Source organism: Bradyrhizobium sp. CCBAU 53338, from assembly GCF_015291665.1.
In the GTDB taxonomy this organism is placed as follows: Bacteria; Pseudomonadota; Alphaproteobacteria; order Rhizobiales; family Xanthobacteraceae; genus Bradyrhizobium.
This window is the reverse complement of sequence record NZ_CP030048.1, coordinates 3,952,037-3,970,615: the sequence shown is the minus strand read 5'-3', so window position 1 is coordinate 3,970,615 and position 18,579 is coordinate 3,952,037. Positions and strand designations below refer to the sequence as shown.

At 62.8% G+C, this 18,579-nt stretch carries 18 protein-coding genes; 9 read left to right on the top strand and 9 right to left on the bottom strand.

What is annotated here, in order from left to right; translation table 11 throughout:
• Positions 1–12: 12 nt before the first annotated feature.
• From XH90_RS18685 to XH90_RS18675, 3 genes are all read right to left on the bottom strand, one after another.
• Complete coding sequence (locus XH90_RS18685) at positions 13–1,713, bottom strand: aspartate:alanine exchanger family transporter (protein WP_194475830.1); 1,701 nt, start codon at positions 1,711–1,713, stop codon at positions 13–15.
• Between the two features lie 18 nt (positions 1,714–1,731).
• The gene (locus XH90_RS18680) at positions 1,732–4,485 is read right to left on the bottom strand and encodes a decarboxylase (RefSeq protein WP_194475829.1); all 2,754 of its coding nucleotides are present in this window, start codon (positions 4,483–4,485) and stop codon (positions 1,732–1,734) included.
• 177 nt (positions 4,486–4,662) lie between these two features.
• The gene (locus tag XH90_RS18675; protein ID WP_194475828.1) at positions 4,663–5,343 is read right to left on the bottom strand and encodes a YoaK family protein; all 681 of its coding nucleotides are present in this window, start codon (positions 5,341–5,343) and stop codon (positions 4,663–4,665) included.
• A 134-nt stretch (positions 5,344–5,477) separates the two neighbouring features.
• On the opposite strand from XH90_RS18675, the gene XH90_RS18670 reads away from it, so the two are divergent.
• From XH90_RS18670 to XH90_RS18660, 3 genes are read left to right on the top strand one after another with little or no spacing between them, the layout of a single operon-like run.
• Positions 5,478–7,166: an aspartate:alanine exchanger family transporter gene (locus XH90_RS18670; RefSeq protein ID WP_194475827.1), complete on the top strand. Its 1,689-nt coding sequence runs from the start codon at positions 5,478–5,480 to the stop codon at positions 7,164–7,166.
• Positions 7,167–7,177: 11 nt separating this feature from the next.
• Complete coding sequence (locus tag XH90_RS18665; RefSeq protein WP_194475826.1) at positions 7,178–8,065, top strand: S9 family peptidase; 888 nt, start codon at positions 7,178–7,180, stop codon at positions 8,063–8,065.
• 23 nt (positions 8,066–8,088) lie between these two features.
• Positions 8,089–8,661 carry an invasion associated locus B family protein gene (locus XH90_RS18660; RefSeq protein ID WP_194475825.1) on the top strand — a complete coding sequence of 191 codons (573 nt, stop codon included), beginning with the start codon at positions 8,089–8,091 and terminating at the stop codon, positions 8,659–8,661.
• A 39-nt stretch (positions 8,662–8,700) separates the two neighbouring features.
• Here the strand turns inward: XH90_RS18660 and XH90_RS18655 are convergent, their stop codons facing one another.
• Entirely contained in the window at positions 8,701–9,315 is a 615-nt protein-coding gene (locus XH90_RS18655) for a response regulator transcription factor (protein WP_194475824.1), read from the bottom strand.
• Between the two features lie 301 nt (positions 9,316–9,616).
• On the opposite strand from XH90_RS18655, the gene XH90_RS18650 reads away from it, so the two are divergent.
• Complete coding sequence (locus XH90_RS18650; RefSeq protein ID WP_194475823.1) at positions 9,617–10,300, top strand: helix-turn-helix domain-containing protein; 684 nt, start codon at positions 9,617–9,619, stop codon at positions 10,298–10,300.
• A 114-nt stretch (positions 10,301–10,414) separates the two neighbouring features.
• Here XH90_RS18650 and XH90_RS18645 read toward each other — a convergent pair whose 3' ends face one another.
• The 5 genes from XH90_RS18645 to XH90_RS18625 form a co-directional block, all read right to left on the bottom strand.
• Positions 10,415–10,861: a potassium channel family protein gene (locus XH90_RS18645; RefSeq protein ID WP_194475822.1), complete on the bottom strand. Its 447-nt coding sequence runs from the start codon at positions 10,859–10,861 to the stop codon at positions 10,415–10,417.
• Positions 10,862–10,877: 16 nt separating this feature from the next.
• A complete protein-coding gene (locus XH90_RS18640) occupies positions 10,878–11,054 on the bottom strand; it encodes a hypothetical protein (protein ID WP_194475821.1) in 177 nt (58 codons plus the stop codon).
• A gap of 70 nt (positions 11,055–11,124) precedes the next feature.
• Entirely contained in the window at positions 11,125–11,475 is a 351-nt protein-coding gene (locus tag XH90_RS18635) for a phasin (RefSeq protein WP_194475820.1), read from the bottom strand.
• 27 nt (positions 11,476–11,502) lie between these two features.
• On the bottom strand, positions 11,503–12,366 hold the full coding sequence (locus XH90_RS18630; protein WP_194475819.1) for an alpha/beta fold hydrolase: 864 nt from the start codon (positions 12,364–12,366) through the stop codon (positions 11,503–11,505).
• An 8-nt stretch (positions 12,367–12,374) separates the two neighbouring features.
• Positions 12,375–14,882, bottom strand: a complete 2,508-nt coding sequence (locus XH90_RS18625; RefSeq protein WP_194475818.1) for an alpha/beta hydrolase — start codon at positions 14,880–14,882, stop codon at positions 12,375–12,377.
• Positions 14,883–15,013: 131 nt separating this feature from the next.
• Between XH90_RS18625 and XH90_RS18620 the strand changes: the two genes are divergently transcribed.
• The 5 genes from XH90_RS18620 to XH90_RS18600 all read left to right on the top strand — a co-directional run bounded on the left by XH90_RS18620 (position 15,014) and on the right by XH90_RS18600 (position 18,394).
• Entirely contained in the window at positions 15,014–15,940 is a 927-nt protein-coding gene (locus XH90_RS18620; protein WP_194475817.1) for an alpha/beta fold hydrolase, read from the top strand.
• Positions 15,937–16,545 carry a hypothetical protein gene (locus tag XH90_RS18615; RefSeq protein ID WP_194475816.1) on the top strand — a complete coding sequence of 203 codons (609 nt, stop codon included), beginning with the start codon at positions 15,937–15,939 and terminating at the stop codon, positions 16,543–16,545. The genes XH90_RS18620 and XH90_RS18615 overlap by 4 nt, the downstream gene beginning before the upstream one ends.
• Positions 16,546–16,620: 75 nt before the next feature.
• Entirely contained in the window at positions 16,621–17,268 is a 648-nt protein-coding gene (locus XH90_RS18610; protein ID WP_194475815.1) for a CoA transferase subunit A, read from the top strand.
• A 3-nt stretch (positions 17,269–17,271) separates the two neighbouring features.
• Positions 17,272–17,922: a 3-oxoacid CoA-transferase subunit B gene (locus tag XH90_RS18605; RefSeq protein WP_194475814.1), complete on the top strand. Its 651-nt coding sequence runs from the start codon at positions 17,272–17,274 to the stop codon at positions 17,920–17,922.
• Positions 17,923–17,935: 13 nt separating this feature from the next.
• Positions 17,936–18,394, top strand: a complete 459-nt coding sequence (locus XH90_RS18600) for a MaoC family dehydratase (RefSeq protein ID WP_194475813.1) — start codon at positions 17,936–17,938, stop codon at positions 18,392–18,394.
• Positions 18,395–18,579 lie beyond the last annotated feature (185 nt).

Genomic DNA, 18,579 nt, shown 5'->3' with positions numbered 1-18,579 from the left:
TTCCCCTTTTTTTTACTGCGCCAGCAGCATTGCGAAGTAGCCGAAGATCGTGAGCAGGATGCCCGAGACGGCATAGCCGACCGGGAATCCGATCCAGGGCACGGAGCTCTGGATCTCAACTGCGGCCTCGCGGCACGGGCCGGAATGCGACCGCGCACCGGCAACGCCACCCATCAGTACGGCCGGGTTGATCTTGAAGACGTGGAAGCCGATCGCCCAGACGATGAACGGCGGGATCGTGCAGGCGATGAAGCCGACGATGAAGATCTTGAGGGCGACCGCACCGGTGAGCTGAGCCAAAAGGCCCGCACCGGCATTGACGCCAACGATCGCAACGAAGACCACCAGACCCAGATCCTCGAGCACGTTGCGCGCTGCATTCGGCGTATTGCCGAAGAACCGCAGCCGCGAGACGATCGAGGACACGATCACGCCGGACAGCAGCAGACCGCCGGCATTGCCGAGGCCGACCTTGGCACCGAAGGCCGGGAATTCGACCATGCCGATCAGGAAGCCGATGATCATTCCGACCGAGAGTGTCAGCAGATCCGTCGACGTGTTGGTCCGCGCGATGCGGCCCCACATGTCGCCGAGTTCACTGACCGCGGACTTCAGGCCGACCACCGAGACGATGTCCATCCGCTCCAGCTTGGTCTTGAGACCAGCCGGAATCTGGACGCCGCCGCGCTCGACCTTGGTGACTTGCAATTGACCCGCGATTGCGGTGTCGCGGAAAGATTCGAAAGTGCGTCCCACCATCTCCTTGTTGGTGACAAGGATGTCAGCCTGGTCCATGGGAATGCCGAGCGTCTTGGCATCCGCGACCTCAGGGCCGATCAGTCCCATCTTGTCGGTGAGACTTTCCGTCGAGCCGCCGAGCGCGACGATATCGCCCTTTTGCAGCACGAGATCGGCATCAGCGCCTTGCGGTTCACCGTTACGCCCGACATTGACGATTCGGTATTCCGGATTCATGGCGCGGAACTTGGCGATGCTGATACCCGCCGTCGCCGGGTTTTCCAGCCTGTAGGCCCGGAGGCCGAACTGGCGGTAGCCGGTCAAGCCGCCTCCTTCGAGATCCTTGACGCCGAACTCCTGCTCATACTGCCTCGCGGCAGCGCGGGCGTCGACGCCCCACCAGCGCGGTAGATATTTGCAGATCAGGATGATGCCGACGGTACCCCAGATGTAGGTGATGCCGTAGGAGAGCGCGATCATGCCGGAAGCCTCTTCAGGCTTCATTCCCGCGGGCAGCTTGACGACACCTGACGTGACGGCTTGTTCGGCGGAGCCGATCGCAGCCGACATGGTCTGCGATCCCGCCAGCATGCCACCGGCCGCGCCGACCGGCAGACTGAACATCTTCGTACCAATGACCACCAGCGCAAGACCAAGGACACTCGACACCACCGCCAGAATGCAGAACTTCAGTCCGTCACCCTTCAGGCTGTTGATGAAGGACGGACCGACGCGCAAACCGACGCCGTACATGAAGAGGTAATAGAAAAGGCTCTTGGCAAAATTATTCAGTTCGAGCTTCACGCCGTAGGTCGACGCCCAGACGGACAGGCCCGCACCCACGATGATGGCGCCGGCGACCATGCCGAGGCCGTAACCCTTGATGCTGGCCCGGCCGATATAGACGGCGAGGCCAACGACGAAGAATAGCAGCAGATACGGATACTGCTGCAAGAACGTGAAGAACGCCTGCATGTTGGTCCCCCTTTCGGCTTATGACGCGGCCTTGAGCTTCGGCGTGGCGCCGGGCTTCGGCCGGCCGAGTTTCGCCAGGGCTTCAGTGCGCACGAGCTTCAGTCCTTCCTTGGCGTCGTAGCCGTGGATCTCCTTCACATCGAGCTTGCGCATGAAGTCGATGGTTTCCTGGGTGATCACCTGACCGGGCACCATGATCGGGAAGCCCGGTGGGTACGGGATCACGAAGTTCGCCGAGACGAGCTCGGGCCCGGCCTTCAGCCGCCGGTCGATCTCGGGATCGTTGAGACGGATGTGCTCGCAGCCCGCGACGTCGTAGGCGGCGTAGAAACCGGTACGGATATCGCCTTCGTTGGTCTTGGCGCCGGCATCGCCGCGGAAGCTCGGGTGGAAATGCGAGAAGTTCGGCAAATCAGGCACGTCCTTCATCAGGCTCTTGACGCGTGCCTCGAAGGTCTTGCGCGCATTTTCGCCGCCCTGCGTCAGCCCGCGATCGACCTCGCCCGCGATCTCGGCGAGGACACGGATGAGATGCGCGACGTCGCTCCGGGTGTTGTTGATGTTGGACTGAACCAGGACCGAGTTGCGCGAGGTCTTGTTGACCTGGATGTTGTACTCGTTGGCCAGGACGCCCTTGAACTGGGTGCCGTCGAAGCCAGCCGTGCCGCACACCAGCGTCATGCGGGTCGGATCGAGACAGAACTCGTCCTCGTCCAGGCTCTTGAGCGTATTCGCCCAGTTCACGCCATCGGCGAGATAGTCGGTGAAGCCGCTCTGGCGGTATTGCGCCGGAACCATCGCATCGGCCGGGAGCACACGGAAGTATTTCGAGAGCAGCGGATTGTTGTTGACCGCCTGGCGGATCGCGAACGCAATCTCGATCGCATTGGCGACGAGGCCATAGCCTTCCAGCTCCATCTGCCGCCGCGAAATGTCGAGGCTGGCGATGAGTTGCTGGTTCGGGCTGGTGGAGGCGTGGGTGAACACGGCCTCCTTGAATTGCTGTTCGACGGTGTGGAATTCGACGTCCTTGACCGACAGCATCGAGCCCTGCCGGATCGCCGACATCGATTTGTGGGTCGAGTTCGTCTGGTAGACGCGGAGACGAATCTGCCGCGGATCGGGAACCAGCCTCGTCTTGAGCAGCACCTCGTCCGTCGGATTCTTGCCGAGCTGGGCCTGTTGCTTCTCATACGCTTCGACCGACTTCGGATCACGCATCCACGCCTCGATCTCGTTGGCGGCACCCAATCCGGTACGGCGGCGCAGGAACGGCGAGAAACGCGCGAAGCCGAACCAGGCCTCGTCCCACAGGAAGATCAGGTCGGGCTTGATGGCGAGACATTCCTCCATCACCCGCCGAGTGTTGTAGATATGGCCGTCGAAGGTGCAGTTCGTCAGGTCGACCATCTTCACGCGATCGAGCCGGCCGTCAGCCCTGGCGTTCAGCAGCGCCTGCTTGATTGTCTTCAGCGGCACCGCGCCGTACATCGAATATTCCGTCATCGGGAAGGCTTCGACATAGAGCGGCTGCGCGCCGGCGAGCACCATGCCGTAATGGTGCGACTTGTGGCAGTTGCGGTCGACGATCGCGATGTCCCCCGGCGCGAGCAGCGCCTGCACCGCCATCTTGTTCGAGGTCGAAGTGCCGTTGGTGACGAAGAAGACGCGGTCGGCGCCAAGCGCCCTCGCCGCCTTCTCCTGCGCCTTCTTGATGTTGCCGGTCGGCTCCAGCATGCTGTCGAGGCCGCCCGTGGTGGCGCTGCTCTCGGCCAGGAACAGGTTCGGGCCGTAGAACTCGCCCATGTCGCGGATCCAGTCGGACTTGAAGATCGATTTGCCGCGGGCGATCGGCAACGCGTGGAACGTTCCGATCGGACGCTGCGCGTATTTCTTGAGGTTGTCGAAGAAAGGCGTGTCGTAGCGATCCTGGATTCCCTCGAGGATCGAAAGATGCAGCTCCAGCAGCTCCTCCACCGAGTAGAAGATGCGGCGGACGACATCCGCCTCGGGATTGCCGGCGAGCTCTTCGACGTCGCGGTTCGAGATCATGTAGAGATCGAGCTCGGGCCTGGCGCGCTTGATGATCTGGGCGAGGCGCAGCGCGGAGGCGTCGGATTCGTCCTTGAGGCCGGCCGAGGCCGTCATCGACCGGAGGATCGGCGCCTCGTGCCGCGAGCGGAGCCCGAAGCCTTCGTTGATGACGACGGCCCCGAGGTTGGGATTGAGCATGGTCGCGCAGAAGGCGTCTTCGAGACTGCCGACGATGACGGGCTCATAGATGAAGCCGTCCTCGGGGCGGCGCAGCTTGCGCCATTCGGCCGCGAGCGCCGGCCATTGGCTGGACGACACGCCAGTCACAATCAAGGTTTCGAAATAGGGCCGGCGTGCCTTGTGCGCACCGAAGGTGGGCGACACAAGTTCGGGCACATCGCCGTTGCCGTCGTCCTTGGCATTCCAATCGCCGGCGTGTTGACGAAAGGATCGCGTCACCAGGGCCTGTGTGATCCGCGACGCAAGCGACAGCGATGCCGCCGCATCGCCGCTCGAGGCTGCTTCGCGCAAGGCGCCCATCAACTGCAGGCTGGGATAGCCATGGAATTCTTCGGTGGCCGATAGATTGGCCAGGGCCGCATCATAGGCCGCACGATTGCCGCCGCGGGCCCACGTCTTCGCCGCCTCGACCAGATCGCGCCAATCGTCTGCCCGCGCGCCGGGACCGGAAAAGAACTGGTCGATGCGCTTCTGCGCGGCTTTGGTGTCCTTGGACATATGTCTCTCCCGATCCTTTGGGGCGAAAGGTGATGCGGGATCGTGCTTTTGGCGCCGATCGCTCCATTGATCCAAGTCAACGGTCGCATGCATTCTCGAAATGCCGTGCGGTGCTATTCGCGCTGCAGCAGGCTTGTCATGTCGCCGGTCGGTGGGAGGAAGCGCGTCCAGTTTGCTTCATGCGACCGCCTCGCGTGGCGTCACTTCGCACCGCAGCAGGACAATCAGCAGCGCAACCACGGGAATGCCGAGCGCGACGTTGGGAATGGCCTTGGTCGCGAAAGCACCGGCAGCCGCGCCGCAGCCGAACACCGCGCACAGCGCGAAGAAAATGACGGACTTGCGCAGCGCCCCCAGCGGCGCACCTCCGTAGACCACGGCGAAGATGTTCTCGACGGTCTGGCGCATGTTGCCGGTGATCATCACCGTGCTGCACGCCGCGCCCTCGACCCTGATGAATATGGCCGACTGCATGGCCGCGACCATGGAAATACCGAGCGTTCCAGCAAGGTCCGGCACGCGGTTGTGCAGGATGCCGATCACGATCAGAAAGACGATCTCGACCAGGACACTGAGCACACTGGCGCGCTCCCCGGCGACACGGCGCAACCAGGCAGCAATCACAATGCCGACCGTGAAGGCCAGGATCGGCGGCACGAAGTGAATGGCCTTGATCCAATCGCCGGCCATCGCATAGACCCAGAGAAAGATCACATTGGCGGTCTGCGCATTCGCCATGACGCCGTGGATGATCCAGGTATAGGCGTCGATGTAGCCGCCGGCAAAGGCCAGAAGCAGGACGATCTCAACCGTTTCGTCTCGGCGGATCGCGCCGGCGGCGACGTCCATGGTACTCATGTCGACAATGCCGGCTGTGGCAAATAGTGCATACCTCATTGGCGGCGCCTCGACGCCCGCGATGCTTGATCTGGATCAAGCAAATGTTTTCCCGCCGGCACTCAATCAGTGCAGAGCGCCGGGGGACTGCAATCATGGATACTGTCAGGTGGATCATCACCACCGCTCCGGAAATTTTTCTGCTGCTGGCGATTGCGCTCGGCACCATCCTCGGCCGGCAGAAAATTCGAGGCTTCTCGATCGGTACCACCGCCTGCATCCTGATCGTCGCGGTCCTGATCGGGCAACTCGGAACGTTCACGTTTCCATCGCTGTTGCGGGTGATCCTGTTCAGCCTGTTCGTGTTCACGATCGGCTACCGCTCGGGTCCGGAATTCTTTGCCTCCCTGAGCATTCGTACGCTGGCACAAGTGGCCATGGCGCTCGTGCTCGGCGGCACCGGGCTCGTCATCGTCTTGATCTTCGCTCACAGCTTCAAGCTCGATCCCGGCACGGCTTCCGGCATCGCCGCCGGCGCGCTGACGCAGTCCTCGGTGATCGGTACCGCATCCGGCGCGCTGGCCCAGCTCGGCCTGCCGGCCGACGTGCTGAAGCAGCAGGAGGCCAACATCGCGGCCGGATACGCCGTGACATACGTCCTCGGCTATATCCTGACGCTTCTGTACGTCCCCTTCGTCGCGCCGAAGCTGATGCGGATCGATCTGAAGGCTGAGGCGAAGAAGCTCGAAGCCGAGCTCGCTGGCGGCGATCCGCCCCGAAGCGAGAATCTCTCCTACCGCAAGTTCCAGGCCCGCGCCTATCGCGTGACCGCAGGCGCCGGCCGCACCGTCAAATCCATCGAGGAGGAGATCGGTAGCCGGACGGTGATCGATCGCATCGTCCGTGGCGGCACGGACATCGAGCCGCATCTGGACACGGTGCTGGAATCCGGAGACGACATCGTCATTACCGGCCGCACGGCAGTGATCGTCGCCGCCAAGCCGATCATCGGCACCGAGATCGATGCGGACGAAATCCTGAAGGCGATGCCAGGGAACGTGCTCGAGGTGCTCGTCGACAGCCGTCATCTTCACGGCCGCTCGATCAGGGAGGTCGCGGACCAGGTCGGCGGCGACGCACGCGGCGTGTTCCTGCGCGCCCTGACGCGGACGGGCCGCGAGGTCCCCTTGAGCGCGGAAACGAGGGTTTACATCGGAGACGTCATGACCCTGGTCGGGAGCACGCGCAACATCGAGCGGGCTGCGAAGAGCGTCGGCCAGATCCTCCGCGCCGGCGACCGCGCCGACATAGCCTTTCTTGCCGCTGGTATCGCTGCCGGTCTTCTGATGGGTCTCCTCAGCTTCAAGGTCGGCGGCATCGCGTTGACCCTCGGTGGCGGCGGCGGCGCCCTGATCGCCGGTCTCGCCTGTGGCTGGCTCCGCGCACGGCGGCCGACCATGGGCGCATTGCCGCCGCAGGCACAACAGACCCTGAGCGATCTCGGCCTCGGCGGCTTCATCGCCGCCATCGGGCTTGGCAATGGTGCGGCGGCCTGGTCCGCCATCCAGGCTCATGGGCTGCTGCTGGTCGGCATGGGCCTCGTCATCACGGTCGTACCGCTCATCGTCGCGACGCTGTTTGCGCGCTACGTGCTGCACATGAATCCGGTCGTGACCTGCGGCGCGCTGGCCGGCGCCATGACGGTCGATGCCGCCGTGACCGGCGCATGCGACGTGGCCGAAAGCCAGACCCCGGTGCTGGGCGTCGCCGTTCCCTATGCGGTCGGCAATGTCATCCTGACCGTGCTCGGGCCGATCATCGTCGCCCTGACCTACACGGGCTGAGGGACGCTACGATGCATGCGCTTGCAGTTGCAATCCTCCGGCTCCTCACGGCGACCGTGGCGCTGGTTGCGGCATTCGCCCTGCCCGCGCATGCCGCGGACGAGGTCCGCATCCAGGAGGAGATCTGGGCGCTGCCGCTGCCGCTGCCGATGTTCGCCTATCTGGTCCGTCCGGTGGGTGACGGCCCCTTCCCGCTGGTGATCATGAATCACGGCGTTTCACTCAATCCGACCGAACGGAGCTTCTTTCCGCTGGTTGAATTCCGCGACGCAGCCCAATGGTTCGCAAAACGCGGCTATCTGGTGGTGGCGCCGGTCGGCAGCGGCTATGGCGCCGCCGCCATCGACATTCCCGAACGGGCGCTCTACGGCCCGTTCTTCTCCAAGATCGGCAAATGCATCAACCCCAACTTCCATGCTGCAGGACTGGCAGTCGCTCAGGCCGATCTCTGGATCATCGACTACCTGGCCGCCGAAAAGCGCATCATTCCGAAAGACGTGATCGTGATCGGCCAGTCCGCCGGCGGCTGGGCGTCGATCGCCCTGTCGAGCCTGAACCCGCCGCCGGTAAAGGCGATCATCGTTTTCGCCGCAGGCCGCGGCGGTCGCGTCGGTGGCAAGCCCAACAACAATTGCGCACCTGACAAGCTGGTCGAAGCAACCGCGGATTTCGGCCGCACCTCGCGGGTGCCGATGCTGTGGATCTACATCGAGAACGACACGTTCTTTGGCCCTGATCTGTCGAAGCGGATGCGTGACGCCTTCACAGCCGCCGGCGGCAAGGCCGAGTACCACTTGATGCCACCGTTCGGCAACGAGGGTCACTTCTTCATCGGCTCACCAGACGCGATCCCGATCTGGTCGCCAATAGTGGCGAAATTTCTCGATGCGCAGAAATAGAACCCGGGCAGGGAGACGCAAGGATGCCCAGCACCCATCGCAATCTCGTGGCTCTTCCCGTCGCCATCATCGCCGCGACGTCGGCGCTCCCCGGGCGCGCGGCCCAAGCCGATAAGCCGGCCGAGGTCGCGACGCGCGGTCAACGCGAGGCCAAGGACATCACCTACGGCGACTGGCAGAAGCTGTGCTTCAAGGCAGGTGGGGCACCGACCCTGTGCCGGACTTCGATCACGGGCAAATTCCCCACCGGTCAGATGGCCATACGCATCGACCTGATCGAGCGCGAAGGCACCTCGACGGCGCGACTGCAGCTTTTCGTACCCGTCGGCGCGTATCTGCAACACCCGGTCAAGCTAACCATCGACCACGGCAGCCCCATCCGCGTGCCATACACCTGGTGCCTGACGAATACCTGCATCGCCGCAGACGTCGCACCGCCAGAGACCATCAAGAAGCTGGAGTCTGGAAAAACCCTGACGCTGGAAACGGTCGACTCCAACCTCCTGGCGCTCACGACATCTGTGCCACTGGCCCAATTTGCGGCCGCTCATAAAGGCGCACCAGCCAAGGTCCTGGAGCAGTACGTCGACGAATGAGCGACCGTTGCTGGCAATAGGTCGCGGAACCGCCGGGCGCTACATCTCGAGCATTCCGAGGCGCTCCGCGACCGAAACGAGCTCCGCGAGCGAATGGACCTGCATCTTTTCCATCACCTGGTGGCGGTGCGCCTTCACGGTGCGCTCGGTCGTTCCAAGCTCATGCGCGACCTGCTTGTTGATCCGGCCGCGCACGATGAGATCGAACACCTGCCGTTCGCGCTGGGTCAAGGTTGCGAGGCGTGTGCGGAAGGTCTCGAGCTTGCCGCGTTGCGCACGTGCGGTGTTCTGCCGCTCCAGTGCGCGCGCGATCGCCTCGAGCAACTGCTCCGAGGACACTGGTTTGGTCAAAAAATCTTCCGCCCCCGCTTTGATGGCCCGCACGGTGGTCGGCGTATCGGCATGCCCGGTTAGAAAGATGATTGGCAGCGTCGAGCCCCGGGCGATCAGTCGGCCCTGCAAGTCCGGTCCGCTCATCCCTGGAATCCGAACGTCCAGAAGAATGCATCCGGGCTGCATGTCGTCGGGATCTGCATCAAGCAGATCCTCAGCCGTCGCATAGGTCGCGACATCATAGCCCGCAAGTTTCAGCCGGCGCTCGATCGCCGTCCGGAATGACGCGTCGTCGTCGACAACATGTACCAGACCGGGCACCCCTGACCTCTCGTCAGATCCATCAAGACGGAATGAAATTCTCTAAGTACTAAACGTCTCGTCAAACAGTTCGACAATCGTGGCATATCCTCGAAAACGGGATGCATTCTCGCGGCAGCAGGCGCCTTCTCATTCCGCGAACAATAATGCACGAACGTCCCTTTGGTACTATGCACCTAAGGACAATGGATTGAAATACCGCCTTGGCCGTAAATCAACCACGGCGGGAGTGGGATAGCGCGGCGCATTCCCTGCGAAACGTATCAGTCTGACATACCAATTCGGCAATGAGGAGTTGGCCATGTTTGTTCGGATAAACACGGATTCCGCACTGCGCCCCAATTCCCTGCGAGACCTCGGAATGACCAGCGGGTCAAATGCGCTCATCAGTTTAAGCGAATTTTCCTACAAGAAAGGCACCGAGATCTACGGCGAGAAAGAGCCTGCCGACTACGTCTATCAGGTCAAGCTTGGCGCTGTGCGAAGCTACAAGCTGCTATCGGACGGCCGCAGGCAGATCGGTGCGTTTCATCTGGCCGGCGACATTTTCGGCCTGGAGAACGGTGGGGAGCACCGCTTCACGGCGGAAGCGATCGTCGATACCCATGTGCGGCTCATCAAGCGGCAGAGCCTCGAAATCGTGGCCGAAAGCGACGCGATGGTCGCAAAGCACCTGCTCAGCATGACCACGAACAATCTCCAGCACGCGGAAGACCATATGCTGCTGCTCGGCCGCAAGACCTCGCTGGAGCGGGTCGCGGCCTTCCTGCTGGAGATGGACAAGCGCTTGACGGCCGCCGGCGTCATGGCGCTGCCGATGTCCCGGCGCGATATCGCCGATTATCTCGGCCTGACCTTGGAGACGGTCTCACGCGCATTGTCGCGGCTGCACGAGCTCGGCATTCTCGGCTTCATCGGCAACACCCAGCGCCAGATCGTGCTGTTGGACCGGGAGCAGCTCGCTAGCCTTGATTTGCAGCCCTGATCCCTGATCCCTCATGAGCGTTGCGCGACAAATTGTCCACGATTGATCGCGTGACCTCCGATCCCCCCGTATTGATGATCGGCACGCCGATGCGGAGCTGCAGGCTTGTGGTTTTCATGGGATGACGTCGTCCTTGATCAGTCCGACATGGTCGAGCGTCTTGCGCAAGACCTCGAACAGGATGGCGGCTGACCAGCCGAACAGCAGCACGCCGTTCATGGCGGTCAGCGGGCCGAGGAGACGCCAGGCCTGTACCGGCGTGATATCGCCATAGCCGAGCGTCGTGTAGTTGACGAAGGCGAAATAGAGCAGTTCGCTGTCGGAAACGGGGGCCGCGCGGACGATGTCGTACGTCCAGGCCCACACCAGGATTTCCAGCGCGTGCGCGATCTCCAGCACCGCCGCGGTCGCAACCATCACACCCATCAGGTGCAGTCTCGGCCGCACGGTCACGCGGAGGCCGGCGCTCCGGGCTATAGCGACGGCGACGACTGTGACCAGCGCGTGGATGCCGATGTTGATCGCGCTGACCAGCGCGCCGACGAGAAACTGAAACAGCATCTGACCTGGCCAGACCTTACTCGCTATCGCCAGGCGGACGCTCGAGGCGCGATCTTTGCGCACGCATGCGCTTGATCTCGCGCCTGAGCGCCTCGGCTTTTTCGTCCCGCTGCTCACTTGCCGTTTGCAATGGGTCGTCGCGGCGCAGCTTTTCGAGCGCCTTCTCGACGGAAAGCTTGTTGGTCTCAGCCATGGCAGACCTCTCCTGCGCCGCCTCGCCCGTCAGTATCCATAGGGATAGTTCTGCGGGCAGATATCGTTGTTCAGGCCTTCGGGCTGAACATGCCGCCTGCGGCTTTCATCGCGGACTCGCCGGCCGTCCTGGCCTGATCGGTCAGCGTCCGCATCTGCTCCTGGAAGAATTCGGCCTGAAGCTTGAGCGCATCCTGCACATCCTTGGCATGGATCAGCTTGTCGCCGAGATCGAAGGTTGCTGCGACGTTGCGCCGCATGAATGTACAAAACTCCTTCGCCTGGCTCGCGATCGGCAGCGGCGAAGAGCTCAGGCCTTTCTCCAGCAGATCGAAATAGTCGGTGTTGGCTTTGCGCACGCGCTCGAGCGCTTCGGTCAATGTCGCACGCATGCCTTCAACGGATACATTGATTTCAGCCATGGCGAATCTCCTTTCAGGAAATGGCAGTTACGCGGGAAGTCCTCCAAACCAGGCACCGAAATAGCCGGCATAGAGCGCCGGCATCTCGAGGTTCATCGAATGTCCAATACGGGGCACCACCACAAGGCGGCAGTCCGGCATCGCCTCGGCCATCGTGCGCAGATCAGCCGGCGGGATCCAGCCGTCCCATTCGCCCCACAGCACGAGATGTGGGTGATGCAGCTGCTTCATGCGGTGCTCGAGCTCCCGGGTTTCTCTTTCCCGCGTTAGATTGACCGGCGTGCCGATCCAGATACCTTCCGAGACGCCAAAGGTCTGATCGACGATGCGGTCGAACAGCGCCTGTATCTCGCCCAGGCCTTCACGGAGGCGAGGCACGGCGTTCGGCGCCATGCTTTCAGGCACGAACAGCGACGAGGCCGCCGTCGCCATGACCGTCCGCGTCAGCTCCTTGCTCTCCATCATGGCGCGAAACAGGCCGATCTGGTCTGCGTTGAAGGCCATGCCGAGCGGCGTCACGGGGTCGAGTGCAAACACGCGGCCGAAGCGCTGCGGCTGCGACAGAAGCATGCGTGCGGCAATGATGCCGCCGGTCGAATGCGTGGCGAGGTGACAGTAGCGGATGCCCAGCGTATCGAGCGCGGCGAGCATGTCGTCGGCATGCTGCTGCATCGAGTAGTTGGAATAATCCGCCGCAGGCTTCGGCCGATCGCTGTCGCCGCAGCCGCGCCAGTCGATGCCGATGACGCGGAGGCCTGCAGGGAACATGGGTGCGGCGAGCTCGATCCAGTCCTTGCTGGCGAGATTGCCGTGGATGAAGACGACGATGACGTCGCCCTCTCCCCAACTCCGCCAGCCAAGCTGGACCTCACCCGCCTGCACTCTGGCCATGCGCGGTCCTATTTGTTGAGGCCGGCCGTCGGCGCAGCTCCGGGCGGGGTCGGTGCCACCGGCAAGGCCGAAACCACCGCGCCCTTGATCATTCGGTCGGTGCCGAGCGGCGATGACGTATCGACCGTGCCCTTGGTCACGAAATCAATGACGTCCGCTGCATACTCGACCGGGTTATCCGTATGGATGAAGTGCCCAGTCTCCGGATAGATTTTGAGCATCGGCCGGTTGCCGGCATTCGTCATGCGCGACATGAAGGGCGTGATGACGTCGCGGCCGAGATCCGTCAGCCCGTTGAACGCGGGCGTCGGAATGAACGGCTCCTTGTCGCCGAACGCCAGGAAGATCGGCGCCTTGATCTGGGTAAGCCGCTCATAGAGGTTCTTCGGATCATCCTGCTGAAGCTCAGATCCGATGGTGTAGATGTCGTAGATGAAGACGTTGCACCATTGATCGAGCTCTTTGGGGTTGCCCTTGATGAGGCCGACGCGTTGCTCGGTGTGGAAGCGGGCATATTCACTGTCGCTGAAGAAATAGCCGCTCTTCGAGGCCGAGACCGCTCCCGTATTGGGATCGCGCTTCTTGAAATAGAAGAAATCGCGAACACTCTGCTCATCCCGCGCCTTCTCCGCGGCAAGGATGCCGGTCTGGTCCCACGTCGCCTTCCACTTGTCGAAATCATGGTCGAAGGCCGGGTCGAACAGCTTTGCCTTCTTGTCCTTGGCGATGGTGATCTCGCGCGGGTATTCCTCGAGGCCCGACGGCGCCTCGAGCGCAAGGCCTTGCACCGCGTCCGGCCAGGTCAGCGCGTAGCCCATCACGAACTGGCCGCCGAGCGAATGGCCGAGATAATAGGCCTTCTTCACGCCGAGCTGGTTGACCACGAGATCGTAGATCACCTCGCGCATGTCCTGCATGGTGCGCGCCGGGCTCTTGTCGAGATTGCCGGGCCCGGACATGCCGTAATGCGGCAGGTCAGGCACGATCACGCGCAGTCCGCTCCGAAGCGCATACTGCATGATGTTGCCATAGTGCCCGCCGAACGCGCCCTTGCCGTGGATGATGACGAGCACCTTCGGATCCTTGTCGGTGCCGTTATATTCATCCATGTAGCCGATTTGCCAGGCGTTGCCGCTCTTGTCCTTGGCATTGGCGTACTTGACCGGATAGGGGTAGGTTACAAAGTCCTTCCAGAACGACTTCTTGGGGTCGATGTTTTCGGCAACGCCAGGCACGCGATAGTTCTTGTCGACAAATTTCTGAGCGCGATCGAGGCTCGCAACGTCGTCCATGAAGGCGACGAATTTCGGATCGTTCTTGCGCTGGTTGATGATCGGGAACACGCCGTAGTGCGCGACCGGGCTTTCCTGCGCGATCAGGTCCGCGCCGGGCACGCGTTCGACCGCCTGCTGAGCCAGCTTGAAGTTGAGCCAGAGGTCGTTGGTGATGTGCATCACCAGCGTGCGCGCCTGGATGCGGCCGAGATAGGGATTGATGTTGTGAGTCTCGCCGACCCGATTGCGCCAGACGAGATCGACCGCGTCATAAAGCTTGGCGCGATTGATGACATTCAAGGCCGCCTTCTCGTTCGGCGGGTCCCAGTAGAAGATTTCGGGCTGGACGGCCCTCCAGTTCTGGCTCGTGCGGAACGCGAAGTCGTAACCGGTCATGCCCAGGATCGACCAGCCGAACGCCACGCCGGGCATCGGATGCTTTTCCTTGGGCAGCTTGTAATAGTCGCCCTTGGTCGCCTGCCAGACCGGATCGGCTTCGATCGCGGCCGTCATCATCTGGAAGGTCCAGTTGCCGACGGGGTCCTCGCTGTCCGACTGCGTCGTACCGCCGATCGGCATCAGCGCGTTGATGTATTCCGGATGCATCACGCCCCAGACATAGGTCTGGGTGCCGCCCATGGAGACGCCGGTGACCAGCGCGACGCGCGCGACCTTCAGCTCGTCACGCAGCAAGCGGTAATTTGCCTGCACCATGTCGTAGTAGCTGTACTGCGGAAATTTGATGCCGAGTCCATCCGACGGCTTGCTGGCGCCCCAGGTGCCGAGCGGATCGACCATGATGACGTAATAGCGGTCGGTGTCGATCGGTCGGCCCGGGCCGATAATGGGAACGCCGCCGGACAAGGCAGCACCTTTGACCCACTGCTCATACATATCGGTGGAGTCGCCCGAGTAGTAGGAGTTGATCACGACCGCATTCGTGATCTCGCCGGCAGCATTCTTCCGGGCGTTGCCGATCGCAATATAGGCGGTTCGCAGCTTGCCTCCGCCCAGCGATTCCAGCGTCACGCCGCCCTCGCCGCCATTCTCCCATTTCGAGGGATCGGCGAGGTCGTACTTCCCGCCGAGACGGAAGTTTGCGATCTCATAGGACTTCTTGAGACCGTCATGCTGCATCTGCGACGAGCGGCGCGTGAACGGTTGGGCCATCGCGAGCGCGGTGCCGACCAGCAGCAAGATCAAGCTGACGAAGCAACGCTTGAGTGCGCTTCTCCCGGTCATGACGAATTTCCTCCTGGCGATGTTTGCGCCTACGCTAGGTTTGGCATCAGGCCGAGGTTTGATTTAGCTCAATGGATTGCTCGCGCCCGCGTTGAGGATCATCGTCATCATCACGCTAGCCGGTCCCCGCAATGCCCTTTCTCAGTCATGGCTCATACCGGATCCGCTATGAGCTGGACGGACCGGCGGATGCGCCGGCCTATGTGCTGGTCAACGGCCTTACGCAATATTCGGAACTGTGGGGGGCTTATCGCGACGCGCTGATCGCGCGGCGTTTCCGGGTCGCGACATTCGATCTGCTCGGCCAGGGCGTCTCTGACAAGCCTGCGCTCTACATCAATCAGGACGATCACGTCGCCGTACTGCACCGGCTGATTGGCGAACTCGGCGACGGACCGATCTTTCTCAGCGGCATCAGTTTTGGCGGCATGATCGCGCTGCGCTACGCCATCGAGCACGGTGCACGACTATCGGGACTGGTGCCGATGAGCTGCTTTGCCGAGCTGTCGCCGCAACTCCTCCTGATCGGCAATGCCTTGCGCACCGGGCTGATCCTCGGAGGCACCAGCTACCTTCAGGATCTGCTGCTGCCGATGAATCTCTCCGACGCGTGGCTGAAACCGCTGCTGGACAAGCTCGACGGCGTCAAGCGGCAGGGCTGGCTGGTCAACGACGTCTATGCCCTGCAGAACCTGATGGAGTCCTTCCTCGACTTCAAGCCGCTGACGCCACTGCTTTCGTCGATCGCCATGCCGACCATGATCCTGAACGGCGAGTTCGACTTCCTCACGCCGCGGACGCTGCACGAGACCTTGCGTGTCGAGATTCCCGACAGTGCCCTTGTGATCATTCCAAAGGCTTACCACGCCTTCACGCTCGAAAAGGCCGCACTGACCGCAGACCTGCTGGCCCGCTTTGCCGAGGACGTGATGGCCGGGCGCTGGCACGGCGACAAGCGGGTCCTGATCGCGCCGGAAGATCCGGGCGGCGAGCTTTCGCCGTTTCCGGCCGGTTATGACCATCTGCGCGCGATCCCGGTGCAGAGGATCGCGACATGAGTGCGTTCTTTGGACCGCTCGAGGCCGATGGCCGCGTGCCGCCGCACCAGCAGACGCGAGTGGCCGCGTTCCTTGTCTCTGCCCATGGCGCGCTGGCGCGGCAATTCGCCATCGCCCTGCCTGCGAAATTCGATGCAGCCTGGCAGACCGAGTTGAACGCGCAATTCTATCGCGAGAGCGAGATCGTCTCGCTGCTCATGCGCGCGACCACATGGGTCCCGGATCTCGCACTCGGTCCGATGGCGACATCCTGGGAGATGGCCTGGCTTCCGACGCCGATTGAAGGGATGGCCGACCACGCTCACGTGCAGGCTATTCAGCTGGCGACGCTGGCGCATGCGGTGCATGCGGGGGTCCGGCCGGCCGCCCTGCTCCCGACGGAAGCGAAAGCGGATGATCCCTTTGTGTTCGCGCTGCGCCGGATCGAGTTCGAGAGCAGCCGGCTGTTGCAAGCGCAGATCCTGTACTTGAAGGGACCCGACCTCGTTCCCTTCCGGGATGCTGTCAGCGCGGCGCTCGAACGGCGGCATGGTGAGGTGCGCAGGCTGTGGCGAGAGGCCCTCGACAGCATTGATATCTCGCTCGCGAACGACACGAAGCCTTGACGCAGATCAAGGCTGCGGGACCGCGCGCGCCCAACATCCATCCGTCTCTCACGTCCGCCGATTGGAGTTGCGACCATGAAGGCCGTTTCCGTCGAAGAAGCCGTTGCGATGATCCCGGCCGGCGCCAGCGTCATGGTCGGCGGCTTCATGGGCGTCGGCACGCCCGAACGTCTGCTCGACGAGCTCGTACGCCAGAACAAGACCGGCCTCTCCCTGATCTGCAATGATGCGGCGACGCCGGGCAAGGGCGTCGGCAAGCTGTTCGATGCGGGGCAGGTCTCGAAGCTGACCGCCACCCATATCGGCCTCAACCCGAAGGCGCAGCAGCAGATGCTGGGTAGCCAGATCACGGTCGATCTCGTGCCGCAGGGGACTTTCGTCGAGCGCATCCGGGCCGGCGGCTGTGGCCTCGGCGGCGTGCTCACGCCGACGGGCGTCGGCACGCTCGTTGCGGAAGGCAAGCGCCAGATCGAGGTCGACGGCAAGCCGTATTTGCTCGAGACGGCCATCCGCGCCCAGTTCGCGCTGGTCCACGCCTTCCTCGCCGACTATCTCGGCAACCTCACCTACGCGCTGACGGCGCGCAACTTCAACCCGATCATGGCGATGGCGGCCGACACGGTGATCGTCACGGCCGAGCACATCGTCCCGGTCGGCGTGATCGCGCCCGACCATGTTTTGACGCCGGCGCCGCTCGTCGACTACCTCATTGCGAACGGGTGACCCATGGATCCGCAAATCATCATCGCCCGGCGCGTCGCCAAGGAATTGAAGAGCGGCAACCTCGTCAATCTCGGCATCGGCATCCCGACGCTGGTCGCGAACTACGTGCCATCGGACCTCAAGGTGTTCTTCCAGTCCGAGAACGGCCTGATCGGCACCGGACCCATTCCGGAGCAAGGCATGGCGCATCCGCTGCTCACTGACGCCGGCGGCCGGCCGATCAGCGCGCTGCCGGGTGCGGCGACCTTCGACAGTGCGATGTCGTTCGGCTTGATCCGCGGCGGTCATGTCGACGTCACGGTGCTCGGGGGCTTGCAGGTCGATGCGCAGGGCCATCTCGCCAACTGGATGATCCCCGGCAAGATGGTTCCTGGCATGGGCGGCGCGATGGATCTCGTCAGCGGCGCCAGGCGCGTCATCGTCGCCATGCAGCACGCGGCCAAGGGCAAATCGAAGATCGTCCCGAAATGCACCCTGCCCCTGACCTCGGCACGGCCGGTGAGCCTGGTGGTGACAGACATGGCCGTTATCGGCTTTCCCGACGGCAAGGCGACGCTGCTGGAGACTGCGCCCGGCGTCAGCGTCGGCGAGGTCCTGGCGGTCACGGACGCCGAAGTCGCTGTTCCCGACCATGTCCCGGAAATGAAGCTCTGATCAGGTGACGACCATGCGGGTGTTCAGCGACTTCAACGAGATCAAATCGGCCGTCGGCAGCGAGATCGGCGTCAGCGACTGGGTCGAGGTGACGCAGGACCGCATCAACCAGTTTGCGGAAGCAACCTGCGACGAGCAGTGGATCCATGTCGACCAGGCGCGCGCAGCCAAGGAAATGCCCGGCGGCAAGACCATCGCCCATGGCCTCCTGTCGCTCGCGCTCGCTCCGCTGTTCATCCGCTCGGTGATCGGATTGAAGGGCCTGCGCAACACGCTCAACTACGGCGCCGACAGGATCAGATATCTCGCGCCGGTGCCGGCCGGATCGAAGCTGCGCGGCCGTGTCACGGTGGCGGAGGCCGAGGACGTTCCGCCGGATGGCTTGCGCGTGAACTACCATCTCGTGATCGAGATCGAAGGCGCCAAGAAGCCGGCCTGCGTCGCAGAATTGATCGCCCTGCACTACCGCTGAACAAAAGGAGCGTCCGCTGTCGCTGCGGGTGGGACTCTGCGGTGAGAACTGATCATGCCACTATGCCGGTGTTTTGCCCGACGGAGCAACCGGTTTCTGGTTGACCTGTCTCGTTGGCGGAAAACGTAATGACTACAAGCCTCCGCCTACTGTGCATGGGGTTGTTCTGGCTTCCCCGCCCTCGC

What these genes read in the sequence shown, in the direction of transcription:
- XH90_RS18685 (WP_194475830.1), bottom strand. Translation starts at nt 1,713, where the DNA reads ATGCAGGCGTTCTTCACGTTCTTGCAGCAGTATCCGTATCTGCTGCTA.
- XH90_RS18640 (WP_194475821.1), bottom strand. Translation starts at nt 11,054, where the DNA reads ATGGCTGAGACCAACAAGCTTTCCGTCGAGAAGGCGCTCGAAAAGCTG.
- XH90_RS18680 (WP_194475829.1), bottom strand. Translation starts at nt 4,485, where the DNA reads ATGTCCAAGGACACCAAAGCCGCGCAGAAGCGCATCGACCAGTTCTTT.
- XH90_RS18660 (WP_194475825.1), top strand. Translation starts at nt 8,089, where the DNA reads ATGCCCAGCACCCATCGCAATCTCGTGGCTCTTCCCGTCGCCATCATC.
- XH90_RS18645 (WP_194475822.1), bottom strand. Translation starts at nt 10,861, where the DNA reads ATGCTGTTTCAGTTTCTCGTCGGCGCGCTGGTCAGCGCGATCAACATC.
- XH90_RS18625 (WP_194475818.1), bottom strand. Translation starts at nt 14,882, where the DNA reads ATGACCGGGAGAAGCGCACTCAAGCGTTGCTTCGTCAGCTTGATCTTG.
- XH90_RS18630 (WP_194475819.1), bottom strand. Translation starts at nt 12,366, where the DNA reads ATGGCCAGAGTGCAGGCGGGTGAGGTCCAGCTTGGCTGGCGGAGTTGG.
- XH90_RS18620 (WP_194475817.1), top strand. Translation starts at nt 15,014, where the DNA reads ATGCCCTTTCTCAGTCATGGCTCATACCGGATCCGCTATGAGCTGGAC.
- XH90_RS18615 (WP_194475816.1), top strand. Translation starts at nt 15,937, where the DNA reads ATGAGTGCGTTCTTTGGACCGCTCGAGGCCGATGGCCGCGTGCCGCCG.
- XH90_RS18665 (WP_194475826.1), top strand. Translation starts at nt 7,178, where the DNA reads ATGCATGCGCTTGCAGTTGCAATCCTCCGGCTCCTCACGGCGACCGTG.
- XH90_RS18610 (WP_194475815.1), top strand. Translation starts at nt 16,621, where the DNA reads ATGAAGGCCGTTTCCGTCGAAGAAGCCGTTGCGATGATCCCGGCCGGC.
- XH90_RS18605 (WP_194475814.1), top strand. Translation starts at nt 17,272, where the DNA reads ATGGATCCGCAAATCATCATCGCCCGGCGCGTCGCCAAGGAATTGAAG.
- XH90_RS18675 (WP_194475828.1), bottom strand. Translation starts at nt 5,343, where the DNA reads ATGAGTACCATGGACGTCGCCGCCGGCGCGATCCGCCGAGACGAAACG.
- XH90_RS18600 (WP_194475813.1), top strand. Translation starts at nt 17,936, where the DNA reads ATGCGGGTGTTCAGCGACTTCAACGAGATCAAATCGGCCGTCGGCAGC.
- XH90_RS18650 (WP_194475823.1), top strand. Translation starts at nt 9,617, where the DNA reads ATGTTTGTTCGGATAAACACGGATTCCGCACTGCGCCCCAATTCCCTG.
- XH90_RS18670 (WP_194475827.1), top strand. Translation starts at nt 5,478, where the DNA reads ATGGATACTGTCAGGTGGATCATCACCACCGCTCCGGAAATTTTTCTG.
- XH90_RS18635 (WP_194475820.1), bottom strand. Translation starts at nt 11,475, where the DNA reads ATGGCTGAAATCAATGTATCCGTTGAAGGCATGCGTGCGACATTGACC.